Source organism: Saccharothrix sp. HUAS TT1, from assembly GCF_040744945.1.
GTDB lineage: Bacteria > Actinomycetota > Actinomycetes > Mycobacteriales > Pseudonocardiaceae > Actinosynnema.
This window is the reverse complement of record NZ_CP160453.1, coordinates 2,273,510-2,293,969: the sequence shown is the minus strand read 5'-3', so window position 1 is coordinate 2,293,969 and position 20,460 is coordinate 2,273,510. Positions and strand designations below refer to the sequence as shown.

Here is a 20,460-nt window from a genome sequence, read left to right as displayed (position 1 = left end):
GCCCGGGTGGGACGGCGCCCCGACGACCTCACTCGACCCAGTCGAAGGTCCTGGTGACGGCCTTCTTCCACTGCGCGTAGGTCGCGGCGCGGGTGTCGTCGTCCATCGCCGGCTCCCACTGCTTGTCCCGCGCCCAGTTCTGCCGGATGTCGTCCTCCGACTCCCAGAACCCGACGGCGAGGCCGGCCGCGTAGGCCGCGCCCAGCGCGGTGGTCTCGTTGACCACCGGGCGGATCACCGGCACGCCCAGGACGTCCGCCTGGAACTGCATCAGCAGCTCGTTCACGACCATGCCGCCGTCGACCTTCAACGCCGTCAGCGGCACGCCCGAGTCGGCGTTCATCGCGTCGATCACCTCGCGGGTCTGGAACGCCGTGGCCTCCAGCACCGCGCGGGCCAGGTGGCCCTTGTTCACGAACCGGGTCAGGCCGACGATCGCGCCGCGCGCGTCCGACCGCCAGTACGGCGCGAACAGGCCGGAGAACGCGGGCACGAAGTACGCGCCGCCGTTGTCCTCCACGGTCCGCGCGTGCTCCTCGATCTCGGCGGCCGACGAGATCATGCCGAGGTTGTCGCGCAGCCACTGCACCAGCGAGCCGGTGACCGCGATCGAGCCCTCCAGCGCGTACACGGGCGCCTGCGAGCCGATCTTGTAGCAGACGGTGGTGAGCAGGCCGTTGTCGCTCATCACCTTGTCCGTGCCGGTGTTGAGCAGCACGAAGTTGCCGGTGCCGTAGGTGTTCTTGGCCTCGCCCGGCGACAGGCACGCCTGGCCGAACGTCGCCGCCTGCTGGTCGCCGAGGATGCCCGCGATGGGCACGCCGGCCAGCGCGCCGCGCTCGCGCACCTTGCCGTAGACCTCGGACGACGAGCGGATCTCCGGCAGCATCGACAGCGGGATGCCCATGTCGGCCGCGATGCCCTCGTCCCAGTCCAGGGTGTCGAGGTCCATCAGCAGCGTGCGGGACGCGTTGGTGGGGTCGGTGACGTGCAGGCCGCCGTTCACCCCGCCGGTCATGTTCCACAGCACCCAGGTGTCCATGTTGCCGAACACCAGGTCGCCGGCTTCGGCCTTCTCCCGCGCGCCCTCGACGTTGTCGAGGATCCAGCGGACCTTCGGGCCGGAGAAGTACGTCGCCAGCGGCAGGCCGGTCTTGTCCCGGTACCGCTCCTGGCCGCCGCCGAGGGCCGCGAGGTCCTGGCAGATCCGGTCGGTGCGGGTGTCCTGCCAGACGATCGCGTTGTACACCGGCTGCCCGGTGGTCCGGTCCCAGACCAGGGCGGTCTCGCGCTGGTTGGTGATGCCGACCGCGGCGACGTCGGCGGTGGTCAGGTCGGCCTTGGCCAACGCGCCCGCGGCCACCTGCCTGGTGTTGGTCCAGATCTCGTTGGCGTCGTGCTCGACCCACCCGGCCTTCGGGAAGACCTGCTCGTGCTCCTTCTGGTCGACGGAGACCACGCGGCCCGAGTGGTCGAAGATCATGCACCGGGTCGACGTCGTGCCCTGGTCGATCGCGGCCACGTACTGCGTCATGCGCTGGAGTCCTTTCAGACCGGGAGAACCAGGTACAGGAGTGCGGCGAGCGCGCCGCCGACCAGCGGGCCGACGACCGGCACCCAGGCGTAGCCCCACTCGGCGCTGCCCTTGTCGCGGATGGGCAGGATCGCGTAGGCGATGCGCGGCCCGAGGTCGCGGGCGGGGTTGATGGCGTAGCCGGTGGGACCGCCGAGCGAGGCGCCGATGCCGATGACGACGAACGCGACGCCGGCGTAGCCGAGGGCGGCGTTGCCCAGCTGCGGCACGCCGTCCGCCGCGCCCTTCGCGGCCGGGCTCAGCAGCACCCACGCGACCAGCACGAACGTGCCGATCACCTCGGTGACGACGTTCCAGCCCTTCCGGGGGATGGTCGGGCCGGTGCAGAAGACGCCGCGGGTGCCCGCGGGGTCGTCGTGCGCGTCGAACTGGGCCTTGTAGGCCAGCCACGCGAGCACCGCGCCGAGGAACGCGCCGAGCAGCTGGCCGGCGAAGTAGACGGGGACCTGGCCCCAGGGCGTCTTGTCCGCGATCGCCAGGCCCAGGGTGACCGCGGGGTTGAGGTGAGCGCCGCTCGGGGCGGCGATGCTGGCGCCCGCGAAGACCGCGAAACCCCAGCCGATGTTGATCAGGAGCCAGCCGCCCGCGTTGCCGAGCGTGTCCTTCAGCACGACGTTGGCGACGACACCCGCGCCCAAGAGGATCAGGATCGCGGTGCCCAACAGTTCCCACACGAAGATCGAGCCACTGCTCACTCGCCGACCTCCTCGCCTAGACAGGAGGGCGCACGGTCCGGGTCCGGCGGCGCTGCCCACCCCACGATGCTGGTTGACGCTAGTTCCGACCTGATCAGTTGTCCACGGGTGGCGTACCAGCGGGTAACGTGGTCGAGTCAGCCTGGTCGGACCTGTCCAGCCGAGCATCAGGGAGGCGTTCGTGGCACACCGCAAGCACCCCGCCACCGCAGGCCGGCTCGGACCGCTGGAACGCGCGGAAGCCTGGGACCGCCTCGGCGCGGAGACGTTCGACCTGGTGATCATCGGTGGTGGCGTGGTCGGCGTCGGCACCGCGCTGGACGCCGCGACGCGCGGCCTGCGGGTGGCCCTGGTCGAGGCCCGCGACCTGGCCTCGGGCACGTCCAGCCGGTCGTCCAAGCTGTTCCACGGCGGGCTGCGGTACCTGGAGCAGCTGGAGTTCGGTCTGGTCCGCGAGGCGCTGCGGGAACGCGAACTCATGCTGACCCGCATCGCGCCGCACCTGGTCAAGCCGGTGCCGTTCCTGTACCCGCTGACGCACCGCGGCTGGGAGCGGCCGTACACCGCGGCCGGGCTGCTCATGTACGACACGATGGGCGGCGCGCGGTCCGTGCCCGGCCAGAAGCACCTGACCAGGGCGGGCGCGCTGCGGCTGGCGCCCGCGCTGAAGCCGTCCGCGCTGGTCGGCGGCATCCGGTACTACGACGCGCAGGCCGACGACGCCCGGCACACCATGATGGTCGGGCGGACCGCGGCCCACTACGGCGCCGTCGTGCGGACGTCCACGCAGGTCGTGGGGTTCCTGCGGGAGGCGGACCGGGTGTCCGGCGTGCGGGTGCGGGACGTGGAGGACGGGCGCGAGACGTCCGTGCGGGCGCACGCGGTGATCAACGCGACCGGGGTGTGGACCGACGAGCTGCAGCGGTTGTCCGGCAGCCGCGGGCGGTTCCGGGTGCGGGCGTCGAAGGGCGTGCACATCGTCGTGCCGCGGGACCGGATCGTGTCCGAGTCCGGGTTGATCCTGCGCACCGAGAAGTCGGTGCTGTTCGTGATCCCGTGGCGGAATCACTGGATCGTGGGAACGACCGACACCGACTGGAACCTGGACCTGGCGCACCCGGCGGCGACGCGGGCGGACATCGACTACGTCCTGGAGCACGTGAACGCGGTGCTGGCGACGCCGTTGACGCACGACGACATCGAGGGCGTGTACGCCGGGCTGCGGCCGCTGCTGGCCGGGGAGAGCGAGTCGACGTCGAAGCTGTCGCGGGAGCACGCGGTGGCGCGGGTGGCGCCCGGTCTGGTGGCGATCGCCGGGGGCAAGTACACGACGTACCGGGTGATGGGCGCGGACGCGGTGGACGCGGCGTCGGTCGACCTGCCTGGCCGGTTGCAGCCGTCGATCACCGACAAGGTGCCGCTGGTCGGGGCGGACGGCTACCACGCGCTGGTCAACCAGGCCGACCAGCTGGCCGCGCGGTACGGGCTGCACCCCTACCGGGTGCGGCACCTGCTGGACCGGTACGGGTCGCTGGTGCACGAGGTGCTGGAGTCGGCGGAACCGGAGTTGCTGCGGCCGGTCCCGGGCGCGCCGGACTACCTGCAGGTGGAGGTGGTCTACGCGGCCTCGCACGAGGGCGCGCTGCACCTGGAGGACGTGCTGACCCGGCGGACCCGGATCTCGATCGAGTACCCGCACCGGGGCGTGGAGTGCGCCCTGCCGGTGGCGCGGCTGATCGCCGGGGTGCACGGGTGGGACGAGGCGCGGGTGGCGCACGAGGTGTCGGTCTACACGGCGCGGGTGGAAGCGGAGCGGGCGTCCCAGGCGGAACCGGACGACCAGGCCGCCGACGCCGTCCGCGCGTCCGCGCCGGAGGCCCGTCCGGAGATCACCGAACCGGTGAGCTGAACCACCCGTTCGCGGTGCCCGAGCGGGTCGGGCACCGCGGGTGGGGTCAGGCCAGGGCGGCCAGGGCGGTGTGGACCATGACCCGGATGCCGACCAGCAGGGCGCGCTCGTCCAGGTCGAAGCCGGGCTGGTGGAGGTCCTTCTGCTTGCCGACGCCGTCCCAGACGCCCAGGCGGGCGAACGAGCCCGGCACGTGCTCCAGGTACCAGCCGAAGTCCTCGCCGCCGGACGACTGCTCGGTGCCCGCCAGCGCGTCCTCGCCCAGCGCCGCCTCGACGCCCGCGCGCAGCAGCACCGTGCTCTCCCGGTCGTTCACGACCGGCGGGACGCCGCGGCGGTGGTGCAGGTCGAAGCCGACGCCCGTCGGCGCCAGCAGGGCGCCGACCAGCTCCTTGATCAACGGCTCCAGCTCGGCCCAGATGTCCCGGTCGCCGGTGCGCAGCGTGCCGCGCAGCACGCCGTCCTGCGGCACGGCGTTGGGGGCCTCGCCCGCGTGCACCGCGCCCCACACGAGCACCGTGCCCGAACGGGGGTCCACGCGGCGCGACAGGAGGCCCGGCAGGCCGGTGATCACGGTGCCCAGCGCGTGCACCAGGTCCGCGGTCAGGTGCGGTCGGGAGGTGTGGCCGCCCGGCGAGGTCAGGCGCAGCTCCAGCATGTCGCTGGCCGAGGTGATCGCGCCGATCCGGGTGCCGATCCGGCCGACCTCCAGCCTCGGGTCGCAGTGCAGGCCGAAGATGCGCTCCACCCCGTCGAGGCCGCCCGCCGCCAGCACGTCCAGCGCGCCGCCCGGCATGACCTCCTCGGCCGGCTGGAACACCAGCCGCACCCGGCCGGGCAGCTCGGTCGCCGACGCCAGCGCCAGCGCCGCGCCCAGCAGCACGGTGGTGTGCGCGTCGTGCCCGCACGCGTGCGCCACGCCGTCCACTGTGGACGAGTAGGGCGCGCCCGTGCTCTCCGGCAGCGGCAGGGCGTCGATGTCGGCGCGCAGCGCCACGCACCGCGGCCCGGAGCCGACGTCGCAGACCAGGCCGGTGCCGCCGGGCAGCACCCGCGGCTTGAGGCCGGCCGAGCGCAGCACGTCGGCGATCAGCTCGGTGGTCGCGTACTCGTGGCGGGACAACTCCGGGTGCGCGTGGATGTGCCTGCGCCAGGCGACGACCTCGGAGGCGTTCGCCGCCAGCCAGTCGTCCAGCCACGAGGGTCCGCGACCCTCACCGGGATCATCCACAGGGGCAATGCTGACCCCGCGATCGGTCAACAGCACCTCGGCACCCTCCTCCGGCAGACGCGAGTCCAGGACCGTCATGCCGCACCCGCCAACAGTCGAGAACGCTGCGCACCGTCCGTGGCAGCGGAAATAGTGGTCCAGGCGAGGGCGAGCGCCCCGTCGAGCACAGCTCGGTCGGCGGAGGCCGACGCACAGGCGGTCGCGAACTCGATTTGGTGGTTCACCGCGTCTCCGCAGTCGATGGCGATGGTCGGGTGGATGGCGGGCAGCGCGCGGGTGACGTTGCCCATGTCGGTGCTGCCGATCTTCTCCCTGAGCTCCGCCTCGGGGCTCAACGGGCGCCTGCCCAGCTCGACCGCGGCACGCCGGTAGGCGTCCGCCAGCCAGGGGTCCGGGGTCAGCTCGGCGTAGACCGGCGAGACCTTGACGACCTCGTGGGTGCAGCCGGTGGCCAGCGCGCCCGCCTCGAAGCAGCGGTTCATCCGCTCCTCCAGCCGGGCGAGCGATTCCAGGTCCTCGGCGCGCAGGTCGAACATGGCCGACGTGTGCGCCGGCACGACGTTCGGCACGGTGCCGCCGCGGGTGACGATGCCGCTGACCATCTGGCCGGGCTCCAGGTGCTGGCGGGCGAGCCCGATGGCGACCTGGGCGACGGTGATGGCGTCGGCGGCGTTCACGCCCAGGTGGGGCGCGGCGGCGGCGTGCGACGGCTTGCCGGTGTAGTGGACCTCGACGTCGGTGATGGCCAGGGAACGCGCGGCGACGGCCTCGTAGGGCGCCGGGTGCACCATCATCGAGAGCGACACGTCGTCGAACACCCCGCGTTCGAGCATCAGCACCTTGCCGCCGCCGACCTCCTCGGCCGGCGTGCCGATCACCCGGACGGTGAGGCCCAGCTCGTCGGCGAGGTCGCGCAGCGCCAGGGCCGCGCCGGTGGACGCGGCGGCGATCACGTTGTGCCCGCACGCGTGGCCGACCTCGGGCAGCGCGTCGTACTCCGCGCACAGCCCGAGCACCAGGTCGCCGGAGCCGAACGAGGCGGTGAACGCCGTCTCCAGGTCCGCCACCCCGCGCTCGACCTCGAAGCCCTCGGCGGCCAGCAGGTCGGCGACCTTGGCCGCGCTGCGGTGCTCGGCGAACGCCTGCTCGGGTTCGGCGTGGATGCTGCGCGATAGGTCCACCAGCGCAGTCGAGTACCGCTCGACGGCCGAGCGCGTGCTCATCTTGAAGTCGGTACTCATTTGCGTCCATCCTGCATCACAGCCCGGCGGGGGCGACGCACCCCGGTTGATCAACCGGCAACCGGTCGCGGGGGTGCGCCGAGCGGCGTCCGAGTTTCGGTCAGACCGATCAAGTGTGCGCAGGCCGTGCTAAAAGGCGACCGAATATCACCTTAAGGCTCCCACCAGGTGGGAATCAGCCGGACTTGCGACCCGCCCGCCACTTGGACCACCGCTTCTTGTTCCGCCAGTAAACGAGGGCGAACAACAGCACCGCGATACCGCCGATCCACAACTTCTTGCGGGTTTCGGCGCTGGTCGCGGTCGCGGGCTCCTGCTGCGGTGCGTCGATCTGCGGACCGGGGGCGACGGTGCCGCCCGGCTCGATGGTGCCACCGGGCGCCAGGGTCTCCGTCGGTTGGACCGCGAAGTGCGACGGCGACGACGTCACGGCGATCCCTGTGCCCGACGCGGTGAGAAGACCGGCGAGCACGAACAGGAACACCGCGAACACAGATCGCCACATGGTTGCCAAGCCTAGCTACCACCTTTCGTGGTTACCACTGTCAGTGGTCATCCAAACCGGTATTCGTTCACAGCAAGTGAACGAACGCCCACGGTCAGGCGTCTTCCGCACTTTCGCGGAACGCCGCCAGAATCCGTTCCGCGGCGAGGGTGGCGGTCAGCTCGCCCTCGCGCACCCGGCGTTCCACCTCGGGCACGAGCGAGCGCACCGCCGGCGCCGAGCGCAGGCTCGTCAACAGCTGGTCGTTGACCATGGCCCAGGTCCAGTCGACCTGCTGGCGCCGACGCCGCTCGGCCAGCTCGCCGACGGCCTCCAGCGCCTCGCGGTGCCGGACGACCTGCTGCCACACGACGTCGAGCCCCGAGCCGTCCAGGCCGCTGCACGTCAGCACCGGCGGGTGCCAGGTGGCGTCCGCCGGGCGCAGCAGCCGCAACGCCCCGGCCAGCTCGCGGGCGGCCTTGCGGGCGTCCACCTCGTGCGGCCCGTCGGCCTTGTTCACCGCGATGACGTCGGCCAGCTCCAGCACGCCCTTCTTGATGCCCTGGAGCTGGTCGCCCGTCCGGGCGAGGGTGAGGAACAGCGAGCAGTCGGTCATGTTCGCCACCGCGACCTCGGACTGCCCGACGCCGACCGTCTCGACCAGCACCACGTCGTAGCCGGCCGCCTCGACCAGCACGATCGACTCGCGGGTGGCCCTGGCCACGCCGCCGAGCGTGCCGGACGTCGGCGACGGCCGGATGAACGCGGCCGGGTCGACCGCGAGCCGGGCCATCCGGGTCTTGTCGCCCAGGATCGAACCGCCGGTGCGGGTGGACGACGGGTCGACCGCCAGCACCGCCACCCGGTGGCCCTGGGAGGTCAGCATCGAGCCGAACGCGTCGATGAACGTCGACTTGCCCACGCCGGGCACGCCGGTGATGCCGACCCGGTGCGCGCCGCCCGCGTGCGGCAGCAGCTCGACCAGCAGCTCCTGCGCCGACGCGCGGTGGTCCGGCCGGGTCGACTCGACCAGCGTGATGGCCCGCGCCAACCTGCTCCGGTCGCCCGCGAGCACGCCCTTGGCGTACTCGCCGACGTCGACCTGCCTAGCCATCCCGCCCCGGCAGGTCGTCGTGGCCCAGCTGCTCGGCGAGCCGGCGCAGCAGGTCGCCCGCCGCGTCGGCGATGACGGTGCCGGGCGGGAAGATCGCCGTCGCGCCCGCCTCGCGCAGCGCGTCGAAGTCCTGCGGCGGGATCACGCCGCCGACCACGACCATGATGTCCTCGCGGCCCAGCTCCGCCAACGCCGAGCGCAGCGCGGGCACCAGCGTGAGGTGGCCCGCGGCCAGCGACGACACGCCGACGACGTGCACGTCGGCCTCGACGGCCTGGCGGGCGACCTCGTCGGGGGTCTGGAACAGCGGGCCGACGTCCACGTCGAAGCCGAGGTCGGCGAACGCGGTGGCGATCACCTTCTGGCCGCGGTCGTGCCCGTCCTGGCCCATCTTGGCGACCAGGATGCGCGGGCGGCGGCCCTCGGCCTCGGCGAACGCCTCCACCACCTCGCGGGTCGCCGACACGTTGGACACCGCTCCGGCCTCCTCCCGGTACACGCCGGTGATGGTGCGGATCTGCGCGGAGTGGCGGCCCCACACCTTGCCCAGGGCCTCGGAGATCTCGCCGACCGTCGCCTTGGCGCGGGCGGCCTCGATGGCCAGCTCCAGCAGGTTGCCGCCGCCGCCCGCCGCGGTGGTCAGCGCGGCCAGCGCACCGTCCACAGCGGACTGGTCGCGCTCCTCGCGCAACCGGGCCAGCTTGGCCAGCTGCTGCGCGCGCACGCCCGCGTTGTCGACCTTGAGCACGTCGATCTTCTCGTCGAACTCGACCTGGTACTTGTTCACGCCGATCACCGGCTGCCGACCGGAGTCGATCCGCGCCTGGGTGCGCGCGGCGGCCTCCTCGATGCGCAGCTTCGGGATGCCCGCGTCGATGGCCCGCGCCATCCCGCCCGCGGCCTCGACCTCGGTGATGTGCGACCACGCGCGGTTCGCCAGGTCGTGGGTGAGGCGTTCCACGAACGCGCTGCCGCCCCACGGGTCGATCACCCGGTTGGTGCCGGACTCCTGCTGGAGCAGCAGCTGGGTGTTGCGGGCGATGCGCGCGGAGAAGTCGGTGGGCAGCGCCAGCGCCTCGTCCAGCGCGTTGGTGTGCAACGACTGCGTGTGACCCTGGGTGGCGGCCATCGCCTCGACGCACGTGCGCGCGACGTTGTTGAACACGTCCTGCGCGGTGAGCGACCAGCCCGACGTCTGGCAGTGCGTGCGCAGCGACAGCGACTTCGGCGACTTCGCGTCGAAGCCCTTGACCAGCTTCGCCCACAGCAGCCGGGCGGCGCGCAGCTTGGCGACCTCCATGAAGAAGTTCATCCCGACCGCCCAGAAGAACGACAGCCGCGGCGCGAACGCGTCGATGTCCAACCCGGCGTCACGGCCCGCGCGCAGGTACTCGACGCCGTCCGCGAGCGTGTACGCCAGCTCCAGGTCGGCCGTCGCGCCCGCCTCCTGCATGTGGTAGCCGGAGATGGAGATGGAGTTGAACTTCGGCATCCGCTGCGACGTGAACGCGAAGATGTCGGAGATGATCCGCATCGACGGCTGCGGCGGGTAGATGTAGGTGTTGCGGACCATGAACTCCTTGAGGATGTCGTTCTGGATGGTCCCCGCCAGCTGCTCGGGCGACACCCCCTGCTCCTCGGCCGCCACCACGTACAGCGCCAGGACCGGCAGCACCGCGCCGTTCATGGTCATCGACACGCTCATCCGGTCCAGCGGGATGCCGTCGAACAGCTGCCGCATGTCGTAGATCGAGTCGATGGCCACGCCCGCCATGCCGACGTCGCCGGCGACCCGGGGGTGGTCGGAGTCGTAGCCGCGGTGGGTGGCCAGGTCGAACGCGACCGAGAGGCCCTTCTGGCCGGCCGCCAGGTTGCGCCGGTAGAAGGCGTTGGACTCCTCGGCGGTGGAGAACCCGGCGTACTGCCGGATGGTCCACGGCTGGTTGACGTACATGGTCGGGTACGGGCCGCGCAGGAACGGCGCGATGCCCGGGTAGGTGGCCAGGAAGTCCAGGCCGTCGGTGTCGGCGGCGGTGTAGAGCGGTTTGACGCCGATGCCCTCGGGCGTCTCCCACGTCAGCGCGTCCGCGCCCTTGCCGGTCGCCTCTTGGAGCGCCGCCTGCCACTGCGCGGCGGAGGTCGCGGTGGGCTCGCCCAGCTCGACCTCGGCGAAGTTCGGGATCATCGCTCGACTCCCAGGGTTTCGAACGCGTGCTCCAGCACCTGGAGCGCCGGGCAGCCGGTGAACACGTACTCGTCGACGGTCGCCTCGGACTTCCTGCCCGCCAGCAGGACCCGCTCGGCGCCGGCCGCGCGGAGCGCTTCCGCGACGGGCGCGGCGAGTTCGGCGTAGCTCGTCTCGCTGCCGCACAGGCACGCGATCCGCGCGCCGCTCTCGCGGAACCGCGCGACCACGTCGTCCACGCCCTCGGTGGCGCCGGCGCTCGGCGTCTCGATGCCGCCCGCCTGGAACAGGTTCGCCGCGAACGTGGCGCGCGCGGTGTGCGCGGCGACCGGGCCGAGGGTGGCCAGGAAGACCTTGGGGCGTTCGGCGGCGGCGTCGGCCGCGTCCCGCAGCGCCTCGAAGTCCTGCGCGTAGCGGACCCGCGGCAGGCCGCCGCCGGGCTCCTCGGGGTGCGGCTGCCGGACCACCGGCTGCTCGCCGAGGTTCGGGAACTCGCTGACGCCGGTGATCGCGTCGGACCGGTCGGCCAGGTTGCCCCGCCGCCGCTCCCAGGTGGCCGCGATCCGGTCGGCGACCAGGTCGGACGCCGCCGGCAGCCCGCCCGCCGCCTCGATCTCGCGGAACCAGGCCCACGCGGCGCGGGCGAGGTCGTCGGTGAGCCGTTCCACGTACCAGGAGCCGCCCGCCGGGTCGATCACCCCGGCCAGCTTCGACTCCTCCAGCAGCAGCGACTGGGTGTTGCGGGCGATGCGCCGGGAGAAGTCGTCGGAGAGGCCGATCGCCGCGTCGAACGGCAGCACGGTCACCGCGTCCGCGCCGCCGAGGCCCGCGCCGAACGACGCCACGGTGGTGCGCAGCATGTTCACCCACGGGTCGCGGCGGGTCATCATCGCGGGCGACGTGACGGCGTGCTGCGCCTGCGGGGTCGGCGCGCCGACGACCTCGGTCACCCGCGCCCAGAGCCGCCGGGCGGCCCGGAACTTCGCGATGGTCAGGAACTGGTCGGCGGTCGCGGCGAACCGGAACTCCAGCAGCCGCGCGGCCCGCTCGACGTCCAGCCCGGCGTCGGTGAGGTGCCGCAGGTAGGCGACGCCGGCCGCGAGCGACGCGCCCAGCTCCTGCGCGTCGGAGCCGCCCGCCTCGTGGAACGGCAGGCCGTCCACCACGACCAGGCGCAGCTCGGGGAACTCCAGGGTCTTGGCCAGCAGGTCGGTCAACGCCCCGAGGTCGGCGGGCTGCCCGGTGCGGGCCCGCACGCCCAGCGGGTCCGCGCCGACGTTGCCGCGCACCTGGCTCGGCAGCACCGGCCGCTGGTCCCACACGCGCAGCATCGCGCGGCCCGCTTCGAGGAAGTCCGCGCCCGCGTCGACGACGACGGGGGCCAGGTCCAGGTAGACGTCGGCCAGCACGTCGTCGTAGGTGGCCGGGTCGAGCCCCTTGAGCCACAGCGAGGTGACGCCGTTCTCCAGGTCGGCCGCGACCGCCTCGCGGTCGGCGACCCGGTGCTGCTGGCGGACGTCCCAGCCCTCCGCCGCGCCCTGCGGGCGACCGCCGCGGGTGAACGGGGCCAGACCGGGGAAACCGGCGTCGGGCGCCCGGTCGGCCGCGGTGTAGAGCGGCTGGACCTCGATGCCGTCGTAGGTGGTGGTGATCAGGGACCCGAACTCCGCGCCCGACTTGCGCAGCACGGCCTGGACCAGGTCCAGCCACTGCTCGCGGTCAGGGGTGGGGAACTCGGCGGCCAGCGCCAACTCGCCTGACGGCTCCATCATGCTCCGCAGTGTTACTCAGCAGTAGTGCGGCGGCTATGTGAGGTTCACCGCCGTGAACGATGCAGAGGACAGTCTTCCACGCTGGGGAATGATGGCGCAGTGGAAACCGAGCGCCTGATCGGCGGCCGCTACCGCCTGCGGCACGTCCTGGGGCGCGGCTCGATGGGCACCGTCTGGGCCGCGCACGACGAAGTCCTGCGCCGGGACGTCGCGGTGAAGGAGGTCCTGCGCCCGGCGGGCGCCCCGGACGACGAGGACGAGGTGCTTCGGGAACGCACCCTCCGCGAGGCGCGTTCGGCGGCGGCGCTCGCCCACCCGAACCTCGTGACGCTCTACGACGTCGTGCAGCAGGACGGCGACCCCTACGTGGTGATGGAGCTCGTGCCGTCGTCGTCGCTGGCGGAGGTGGTGCGGCAGCGCGGGCCGCTGACCGACGTGCAGGGCGCGGTGGTGGCCGACGCCGTGGCCGCCGCGCTGGAGGCCGCGCACCGGGCCGGGATCACGCACCGGGACGTGAAGCCGGGCAACGTGCTGGTCGCCGACGACGGCCGGGTGAAGCTGACCGACTTCGGCATCGCCCGCAACGTCGCCGAGGCCACCCTGACCAGTCGCGGGATCACGCTGGGCACGCCCGCGTTCATCGCGCCGGAGGTGGCGGCGGGCGGCGCGGTGTCGTTCGCGGCGGACCAGTGGTCGCTCGGCGCGACGCTGTTCGCGGCGATGACCGGGCAGCAGCCGTACGAGGGCGCGAACGTGCTGCAGACCATCAACCAGGTGGTGCACGGCGACGTGCCGTCGGCCTCGGCGTGCGGCGCGCTGGAGGAGGTCGTCGCCGGGCTGATGGTGAAGGAGCCGGAGGGGCGGATCGCGCTGGCCGACGTGCGGCGGCTGGTCCGGCCGCTGCTGCCCGAGCCGGGCACCGACGTGTTCCCCTCGTCGGGCGACACCCGACCGGTGGTGGCGATCGTGCGGCCACCGCTGGCCAAGGCCCCGATCCCGCCGGACGCGCCGCTGGCCGCCGACCCCGGTCCCCTGCCGTTCGCGGTGACCGCGACGACCCGCGCGCCGGCCAGGCGCCGGCCGGGGCCGACCGCGGCGCTGGCGTTGGCGGCGGTGCTGCTGTTCGCGGTCGGCAGCGCGGCCGGCTTCGCGCTGACCAGGGCGGTCGCGGGCGCGTCCCTGCTGCCGCCGCCCCCGCAGGAGGCCCCGTCGCTGCCGCCGATCACCGAGACGCCGTCGCTGCTGCCGACCACCGCCGCCGCGGCCACCGCGAACGGCGAGCAGGGCGCCGAGTTCACCATCGAGGTCGGGCCGGACTGGACGAGCTTCCTGGAGCAGCGGGCCAACAACGGGCTCGGCGCGAGCACGGTCGTGCACCTCGTCGCGCCGAACGGGCTGTACGAGGTGGCGGTGCAGCGGTTCCCGGACTACTACGAGCGGAACACGATCAAGGACTACCTCCAGCTGGTGCGGTCGCGGTGGGCGGCCGACCAGTACTTCGGCGAGGCCCTGCAACCGACCGACGTCCTGCCGCCCGGCGGGCCGGAACCGGGCGTCCAGTTCAGCTACCGGACCGTCGAGCGGGCCACCGCGCTGCGCGGCAACGCCCTGCCGGGCCCCGACCTGCGCCGCAGCCGCTACTCCCGCGTCCTGCCGCGCGGCGACGACCTGTGGGTGGTCGAGGTCGTCGTGCCGACGGAGCAGGAGGAGACGGGGCGCAACCAGCTGTTCGACACGATCGCGCCGACGTTCAGGGTGCGCGACTAGCGCGCGCTTCGAGCACCCGGTCCAACCCCTGCCTGGAGAGCAGGGTCTGCGGGTGTTCGGCGCCCAGTGCCCTTTCGCAGGTGGAGACGACGTCGCGGAGTTCGGCCTCGGCGCTCTCCAGGTGGCCTCGGCGGGCCGAGTTCATCGCCGCCGACGTCCTCGTGCCCAGCGTTTCCGAGTGCTCGGGCCCGAGCACCCGTGAGCGCACCGGCAGCAGCGCGCGGTACTCCGCGTCGGCGCCGTCGAAGTCACCCTCGATCTGGAGCAGGGTCGCGATGTTCTGCCGCAAGCGCATGACGTCGGGGTGGTCGGCGCCCAGGGTCGCCGACCGGGTCGCGAACAACTCGCGGTACTCGACCAGCGCCTCGGTTAATCGGTTCTGTGCGACCAGTTCCCGGGCCAGGTCGTCCCGGGTGGCCACCGTCTGCCGGTCGCCGGGGCCGAGGGTGTCGGTCTGCGCCGCCAGCAGCTCGCGCAGTTCGGCCACCCTCGCGGCGTCGTGCCTCCCGGTCACCCGGGCCAGCTCGTTCCCGGTGCTCACCGTGTCCGGGTGATCAGGACCCAGCGCGCGCCGTTGCGCGTCGAGCACCGAGCGCAGCTCGGCTTCCGCAGTCGCGCGGTCGCCCCGCCAATCCGCCAGGGTGGCCAGGGTGTGCCTCAACAACAAGGCCTCCCGGTCGTCTTCACCGGACCTCGCGGTGACCACCGACAGCACGCGTCGGTACAGCCGCTCGGCTTCGTGGTGGAGGTCCACGCGCAAGCAGAACGTCGCTGTCGTGACGTGGACGTCGATCGCCTCGTCCGGGAGCTGGACGCAGTGCGGCAGGAGCGCGTGCCACAGCGCCCAGGTGGCCGGGTCGTTCGAGTCGAGGCGCTTGACCAGCCGGTCGAGCACGGCCACCCGCACGTCGTCGTAGCCGGGGCCCGGTCGGAGGTTGGCGTCGCGCACCAGGGGGTGCAGCACCAGCGCGTTCGCCCGGTGGTCGACCAGGCCGAGGGCGCGCAGGCCCTCCACCAGGTCGGCGAGCTGGAACGGGGTGATGCCGACGAAGGTCTCCGAGGTCGCGAGCACGGTGGCGTCCAGCAGCTCGGTCGGGATGGGCGCGGGGGCGAAGGAGGACAGCAGTCGGAGCAGCGGGCGGGCCAGTGGTTGGCCGCGCCTGGCCAGCAGGTCCAGCGACAGCTCCCACGTGCCCGCCAACACCTCGTGCCCACGCAGCTCGGCGCCGTTCGCCAGCGCTCGGCCGTACTCGGCGAAGGTGCGGGGTTGGACGAGGCCCGGCAGGCGGACGGCCTGGCTGGTGGCTCCCAGGTACTGGCCGGCCAACCGCAGGCCCAGCGGCAGGCCGCCCAGGCGTTCGGCCAGGTCGCGGGCATCGGTTTCGCCGCCCGCGCCGGGCGCCAGGTCCAGGAGCACCCTGGCCGCGTCGGCGGCGCCGAGCACGTCGACCGGGACGAACGTGCGGTCGCCCCACTCGTCGCGGCGGCCGTCGCGGCTGGTGATCAGGACGGTGCCGGTGGACCGGGGCGTGCGCAACCAGCCCCGACCGGTGGCGACGCGGACGCCGTCGGGCGCCAGGACCCGGGGGTCGTCGGCGTTGTCCAGGACCAGCAGCCACGGCGTCGCGCGGGCGTCCAGGGCGCGCCACAGGGCCTCGGGCGCGGAACCGGCGCCCGACCAGGCGTTCTGGACGGCCTGCTCGTCGGCGCCGGCGCGCAGCGCCACCTCGCGCAGCCCCTCGGTGACGTTGGTCGAACTGCTCGCGTCGACCCACCAGGTCTCGACTGCGGCCCGGCGCGCGACCTGGACTGCCACCGTTGTCTTGCCGTGCCCGCCGTTGCCGTGCAGGACGACGACCTGGCCACCGAGTTCCAGGGCCGACGACAGCTCGGTCAGGAGGTCGTCGCGACCCCGGACGGGGTGCGCCACCTCCTCCGGCACGACCAGCGTGGCCAGGCCGGGGCTCGCGGCGGGCGAGGTGTTCACGTACAGGTCACGGGCAGCCTGGTGGATCGCCGACCGGTCGGATGCCACGCCCCGCTGCTCCACCCGCCAAGCGTGCCGCACGGCGGTGCGGGCCTGACCGCAGCACTGCGGGCAGGGGTCGGAGGCGGCTATTAGAGTCGCGGCCGTGACCGCCATCAGTGAGAACACCACCCCAGAGGCCCTGGCCACCGACGCGGCGAAGGCGTTGGCCGAGCGGACCGGGGTGGCCAGGCACGACATCGCCGTGGTCCTCGGCTCGGGTTGGCGCCCGGCCGCCGACCTGATCGGCGAACCCGCCGCCGAGGTGCCCATGGCCGAGCTGCCCGGGTTCGCGGCGCCCACCGCCGTCGGGCACGGCGGCACGGTGCGGTCGGTCGCCGTCGGGGACAAGAACGTGCTGGTCATGCTCGGTCGCACGCACGGGTACGAGGGCAAGGGCGTGGCCCGGGTCGTGCACAACGTCCGCACGGCCGCGGCGGCCGGGGTCGGCGCGGTCGTGCTGACCAACGCGGCGGGCGGCCTGCGGCAGGGCATGTCGGTCGGCCAGCCGGTGCTGATCAGCGACCACCTGAACCTGACCGCGTCGTCGCCGCTGGTCGGCGCGCGGTTCGTCGACCTCACCGACCTGTACTCGACGCGGCTGCGCGACCTCGCGCGGGAGATCGACCCGTCGCTGGAGGACGGCGTCTACGCGGGCCTGCCGGGGCCGCACTTCGAGACGCCCGCCGAGATCCGGATGCTGCGCGCGATGGGCGCGGACCTGGTCGGCATGTCCACCGTGCTGGAGGCCATCGCGGCCCGCGCGGAGGGCGTGGAGGTGTTCGGCCTGTCGCTGGTGACGAACCTGGCCGCGGGCATCACCGGCGAACCGCTCAACCACGAAGAGGTGCTGGAGGCCGGTCAGGCCGCGGCCGGCCGGATGGGCGCGCTGCTGCGCGAGCTGGTGACCCGCGCATGAGCCTGGCCCCGGCCCTGCGCGACGCGGCGTTCCGCTGGATCGCCGACGACCCCGACCCCGACGCGCGGCTGGAGCTGCAGACCGTGCTGGCGCGGGCGATGGGCGGTGACGCCGCGGCCGCCGACGAGCTGGCCGACCGGATGGCGGGTCCGCTCGCGTTCGGCACGGCGGGGCTGCGCGGTCCCGTGCGGGCCGGGCCGAACGGGATGAACCGGGCCGTGGTCATCCGCACCACGGCCGGGCTCGCCGCGTGGCTCCGGGCGAACGGGCGCGTCGGCACGGTGTTCGTCGGCCGGGACGCGCGGCGCGGGTCTGAGGACTTCGCCGCGGCGGCGGCCGGTGTGCTGGCCGCCGCGGGCTTCACCGTGCGGGTGCTGCCGGGGCCGTTGCCGACGCCGGTGCTGGCGTTCCTGGTCAAGCGGCACGACGCGGTGGCGGGCGTGCAGATCACCGCGTCGCACAACCCGCCGGCGGACAACGGCTACAAGCTGTACCTGGCGGGCGGCGGGCAGATCGTGCCGCCCGAGGACCGCGAGATCGAGGCGGCGATCCGGGGCGTGCCCGCCGCCGTGTCGGTGCCGCTGTCGGACGACCACCTGCCGGTGTCCGACGCCGAGGTGGACGAGTACCTGGACCGGGTCGCGGAACTGCCCCGCGGCGCGGCGCGCGACCTGCGGGTGGTGTTGACGCCGATGCACGGCGTCGGCGGCGCGACGGCGGTGGAGGCGTTGCGGCGGGCCGGGTTCACCGACGTGCGGGTGGTGCGGGAGCAGGCCGTGCCGGACGCGGACTTCCCGACCGTGGCGTTCCCCAACCCGGAGGAGCCGGGCGCGGCGGACCGGCTGCTGGAGCTGGCGGCGGCCGAGTCGGCCGACCTGGCCGTCGCGCTCGACCCCGACGCGGACCGGTGCGCGCTGGGCGTGCGGGAGCGGGACGGGTCGTGGCGGATGCTGCGCGGCGACGAGACCGGCGTGCTGCTGGGGTCGCTGGTGCTGTCGACCACGGACAGCGCGGACCCGCTGGTGGCCACCACGATCGTGTCGTCGTCGCTGCTGAAGTCGATCGCGGCGGCGCACGGCGCCCGGTACGCGGAGACGTTGACCGGGTTCAAGTGGCTGGTGCGCGCGGGCGACGGGTTGGTGTTCGCCTACGAGGAGGCGCTGGGCAACTGCGTCGACCCGGCGCACGTCAACGACAAGGACGGCATCTCGGCGGCCGTGGTGGCGTGCGACCTGGCGGCCGGGTTGAAGGCGTCCGGGCGGTCGCTGCTGGACGCGCTGGACCAGCTCGCCGTCGACCACGGCCTGCACCTGACCGACCAGGTGTCGCTGCGGTTCACCGACCTGAGCCGGATCGGCGCGCTGATGGCCCGGCTGCGCGCCGAGCCGCCGGCGGGGTTCGCCTTCGAGGACCTGTTGCCGCGGGCCGACGTGGTCCGGCTCACGGCCGACGGCGTGCGGGTGGTCGTGCGGCCGTCCGGGACCGAGCCGAAGCTGAAGGCGTACCTGGAGGTCGTGGAGCCGGTGGCCGACGACCTGCCGGCGGCCCGCGACCGCGCCCGGTCCCGGTTGGCCGGACTGCGGGATCAGGTGTCCGACCTGCTCACGACGCCATAGCGAGCAGCAGGCAGAGCACCGCGACGACGAGTGAGCCGCCGACCACCAGGTAGGGACGCCTGGTCGGCGGGCTCACCCGGCGCGGCCGGTTCTCCGTGACGGCGGCGACCGAGATGCGGCCGGAGATGTAGCTGGTCGTGCAGAGCGCGACGCCGATCGCCAGGATCATCGTGTTGACGTCCCACGGGCTGTGGTCGACCCCCGGCCACAGGGCGATGAACACCAGCGGCAGGCCGATCAGCCCGACCCCGATCGCGACCCCCGCGCCCCAGGTGATCCGCCGGTTCCGCTTCATCGTGGCGATGCTGCGAGTTTCCATGACTCCCTCCCCGTCACTGCACAACTGAAGACGCGCGACGGCCCGATCGGTTCCGTTCCCCGTCAAGCTTGCACGCCGCCCCCGGGCGCGGCAGCCTGACCCCCGTGCCCCGCCTGCTGATCGTGCACCACACGCCGTCACCCGCCATGCAGGAGCTGTTCGAGGCGGTGTTGGCGGGGGCGAACGACCCTGAGATCGGGGGCGTCGAGGTGGTGCGGCGGCCCGCGTTGTCGGCGACCGCCTCCGACGTGCTGGGAGCCGACGGCTACCTGCTCGGCACGCCCGTCAACATCGGGTACATCAGCGGCGCGCTGAAGCACTTCTTCGACACCGTCTACTACCCGTGCCTGGACGCCACGCGCGGGCGGCCGTTCGGGGCGTACGTGCACGGCAACCTGGGTGTCGAGGGCGCGGTGAGGGCGTTGCGGGACATCACGACCGGGCTGGGGTGGCGGGCGGTGGCGGAGACGCTGTCGCTGACGGGCGCGCCGGACGGCGTCGCGCGGGAGCGGTGCCGTGAGCTGGGTGGCGTGGTCGCGGCCACGGTGGCCGGATGACCGCTCCCCGCCTCGCTCCCCGGCCCGCTGCCCGCCCGACCTAGCGGCCGATGGCGGACCGCATCACCTCGGCCGGGTAGCGGTCGCCCGCGACCGCGTCGGCGGGCACGGCGGCGGCCACGCGGGCCAGCTGGTCGTCGGTCAGCCGCAGGTCCGCGGCGGCGGCGTTCTCCTCCAGGTACTTCACCCGCTTGGTGCCCGGGATCGGCACCGCGCCCTGGTGGTGCACCCACGCCAGCGCGACCTGCGCGGGCGTCACGTCCAGCTCTCGCGCCACCGCCCGCAGCGACTCGACCAGGGCCAGGTTGCGGTCGAAGTTGCCGTCGGCGAACCGGGGCTGGCCGACCAGGCGGAAGTCGCCGGGCGCGAACGCGTCCTTCGACGTGTACCGGCCGGTGAGGAAACCCCGCCCGAGCGGCGAGTAGGCCACGACGCCGATGCCCAGCTCGCGGCACGTCGGCACGACCTCCTCCTCGATGTCGCGCGACCACAGCGACCACTCGGTCTGCACGGCGCTGATCGGGTGCACGGCGTGCGCGCGCCGGATCGTCGCCGCGCCCGCCTCGGACAGGCCGATGTGCCGGACCTTGCCCCGCTCGACCAGCTCGGCCATCGCGCCCACGGTGTCCTCGATCGGCACGTTCGGGTCGACGCGGTGCTGGTAGTACAGGTCGACGTGGTCGACGCCGAGCCGCCGCAGCGACGCGTCGGCGGCCTGCTTGACGTACTCCGGGTCGCCGCGCAGGCCCCACGCCGAGCGCGGCGTGCCCGGGTCGCGGACCACGGCGAACTTGGTGGCCAGCACGACCTCGTCGCGCCGGGACCGGATCGCCCGGCCCACCAGCTCCTCGTTGGTGAACGGCCCGTACATGTCGGCCGTGTCCAGGAACGTGACGCCCAGGTCCAGCGCGCGGTGGACGGTGGCGGTGGACTCGGCCTCGTCGCCGGGGCCGTAGAACTCGCTCATGCCCATGCAGCCCAGGCCCTGCGCGCTCACGTCGAGCGCGCCCAACCGGCGGTTCTCCACGGTT

General features: G+C 73.4%; 16 protein-coding genes. 5 read left to right on the top strand and 11 right to left on the bottom strand.

What is annotated here, in order from left to right; translation table 11 throughout:
• Positions 1–28 precede the first annotated feature (28 nt).
• Positions 29–1,534 (bottom strand): glycerol kinase GlpK, encoded by a 1,506-nt coding sequence (glpK, locus tag AB0F89_RS11230; RefSeq protein ID WP_367135214.1) that lies wholly within the window; start codon positions 1,532–1,534, stop codon positions 29–31.
• 14 nt (positions 1,535–1,548) lie between these two features.
• On the bottom strand, positions 1,549–2,289 hold the full coding sequence (locus AB0F89_RS11225; RefSeq protein WP_367135212.1) for an MIP/aquaporin family protein: 741 nt from the start codon (positions 2,287–2,289) through the stop codon (positions 1,549–1,551).
• A 181-nt stretch (positions 2,290–2,470) separates the two neighbouring features.
• Between AB0F89_RS11225 and AB0F89_RS11220 the strand changes: the two genes are divergently transcribed.
• On the top strand, positions 2,471–4,198 hold the full coding sequence (locus AB0F89_RS11220) for a glycerol-3-phosphate dehydrogenase/oxidase (protein WP_367135210.1): 1,728 nt from the start codon (positions 2,471–2,473) through the stop codon (positions 4,196–4,198).
• Positions 4,199–4,244: 46 nt separating this feature from the next.
• Here AB0F89_RS11220 and AB0F89_RS11215 read toward each other — a convergent pair whose 3' ends face one another.
• The 6 genes from AB0F89_RS11215 to AB0F89_RS11190 all read right to left on the bottom strand — a co-directional run bounded on the left by AB0F89_RS11215 (position 4,245) and on the right by AB0F89_RS11190 (position 12,222).
• On the bottom strand, positions 4,245–5,507 hold the full coding sequence (locus tag AB0F89_RS11215) for an amidohydrolase (protein WP_367135208.1): 1,263 nt from the start codon (positions 5,505–5,507) through the stop codon (positions 4,245–4,247).
• Complete coding sequence (locus tag AB0F89_RS11210; protein ID WP_367135206.1) at positions 5,504–6,670, bottom strand: M20 family metallopeptidase; 1,167 nt, start codon at positions 6,668–6,670, stop codon at positions 5,504–5,506. The genes AB0F89_RS11215 and AB0F89_RS11210 overlap by 4 nt, the downstream gene beginning before the upstream one ends.
• Positions 6,671–6,845: 175 nt before the next feature.
• Entirely contained in the window at positions 6,846–7,175 is a 330-nt protein-coding gene (locus AB0F89_RS11205; RefSeq protein ID WP_367135204.1) for a hypothetical protein, read from the bottom strand.
• A 94-nt stretch (positions 7,176–7,269) separates the two neighbouring features.
• On the bottom strand, positions 7,270–8,268 hold the full coding sequence (gene meaB, locus AB0F89_RS11200; protein WP_367135202.1) for a methylmalonyl Co-A mutase-associated GTPase MeaB: 999 nt from the start codon (positions 8,266–8,268) through the stop codon (positions 7,270–7,272).
• Positions 8,261–10,453 (bottom strand): methylmalonyl-CoA mutase, encoded by a 2,193-nt coding sequence (gene scpA, locus AB0F89_RS11195; protein WP_367135200.1) that lies wholly within the window; start codon positions 10,451–10,453, stop codon positions 8,261–8,263. Before scpA ends, meaB begins: the two co-directional genes overlap by 8 nt.
• Positions 10,450–12,222, bottom strand: a complete 1,773-nt coding sequence (locus AB0F89_RS11190; protein ID WP_367138822.1) for a methylmalonyl-CoA mutase family protein — start codon at positions 12,220–12,222, stop codon at positions 10,450–10,452. Before AB0F89_RS11190 ends, scpA begins: the two co-directional genes overlap by 4 nt.
• 102 nt (positions 12,223–12,324) lie before the next feature.
• On the opposite strand from AB0F89_RS11190, the gene AB0F89_RS11185 reads away from it, so the two are divergent.
• Positions 12,325–13,992: a protein kinase gene (locus AB0F89_RS11185; RefSeq protein WP_367135198.1), complete on the top strand. Its 1,668-nt coding sequence runs from the start codon at positions 12,325–12,327 to the stop codon at positions 13,990–13,992.
• Here the strand turns inward: AB0F89_RS11185 and AB0F89_RS11180 are convergent.
• Positions 13,976–16,135 (bottom strand): tetratricopeptide repeat protein, encoded by a 2,160-nt coding sequence (locus tag AB0F89_RS11180; protein ID WP_367135196.1) that lies wholly within the window; start codon positions 16,133–16,135, stop codon positions 13,976–13,978. The two genes, AB0F89_RS11185 and AB0F89_RS11180, sit on opposite strands and share 17 nt — an antisense overlap.
• Between AB0F89_RS11180 and AB0F89_RS11175 the strand changes: the two genes are divergently transcribed.
• Together AB0F89_RS11175 and AB0F89_RS11170 are read left to right on the top strand one after the other, a co-directional pair.
• A complete protein-coding gene (locus AB0F89_RS11175) occupies positions 16,125–16,937 on the top strand; it encodes a purine-nucleoside phosphorylase (protein ID WP_367135194.1) in 813 nt (270 codons plus the stop codon). The genes AB0F89_RS11180 and AB0F89_RS11175 overlap by 11 nt on opposite strands.
• Positions 16,934–18,553: a phospho-sugar mutase gene (locus AB0F89_RS11170; protein WP_367135192.1), complete on the top strand. Its 1,620-nt coding sequence runs from the start codon at positions 16,934–16,936 to the stop codon at positions 18,551–18,553. The genes AB0F89_RS11175 and AB0F89_RS11170 overlap by 4 nt, the downstream gene beginning before the upstream one ends.
• Here the strand turns inward: AB0F89_RS11170 and AB0F89_RS11165 are convergent.
• Positions 18,540–18,872 (bottom strand): hypothetical protein, encoded by a 333-nt coding sequence (locus tag AB0F89_RS11165; RefSeq protein WP_367135190.1) that lies wholly within the window; start codon positions 18,870–18,872, stop codon positions 18,540–18,542. The genes AB0F89_RS11170 and AB0F89_RS11165 overlap by 14 nt on opposite strands.
• Positions 18,873–18,976: 104 nt before the next feature.
• On the opposite strand from AB0F89_RS11165, the gene AB0F89_RS11160 reads away from it, so the two are divergent.
• Positions 18,977–19,429, top strand: a complete 453-nt coding sequence (locus tag AB0F89_RS11160; RefSeq protein WP_367135188.1) for a flavodoxin family protein — start codon at positions 18,977–18,979, stop codon at positions 19,427–19,429.
• 40 nt (positions 19,430–19,469) lie between these two features.
• Here the strand turns inward: AB0F89_RS11160 and AB0F89_RS11155 are convergent, their stop codons facing one another.
• A complete protein-coding gene (locus AB0F89_RS11155; protein ID WP_367135186.1) occupies positions 19,470–20,456 on the bottom strand; it encodes an aldo/keto reductase in 987 nt (328 codons plus the stop codon).
• Between the last annotated feature and the right edge of the window lie 4 nt (positions 20,457–20,460).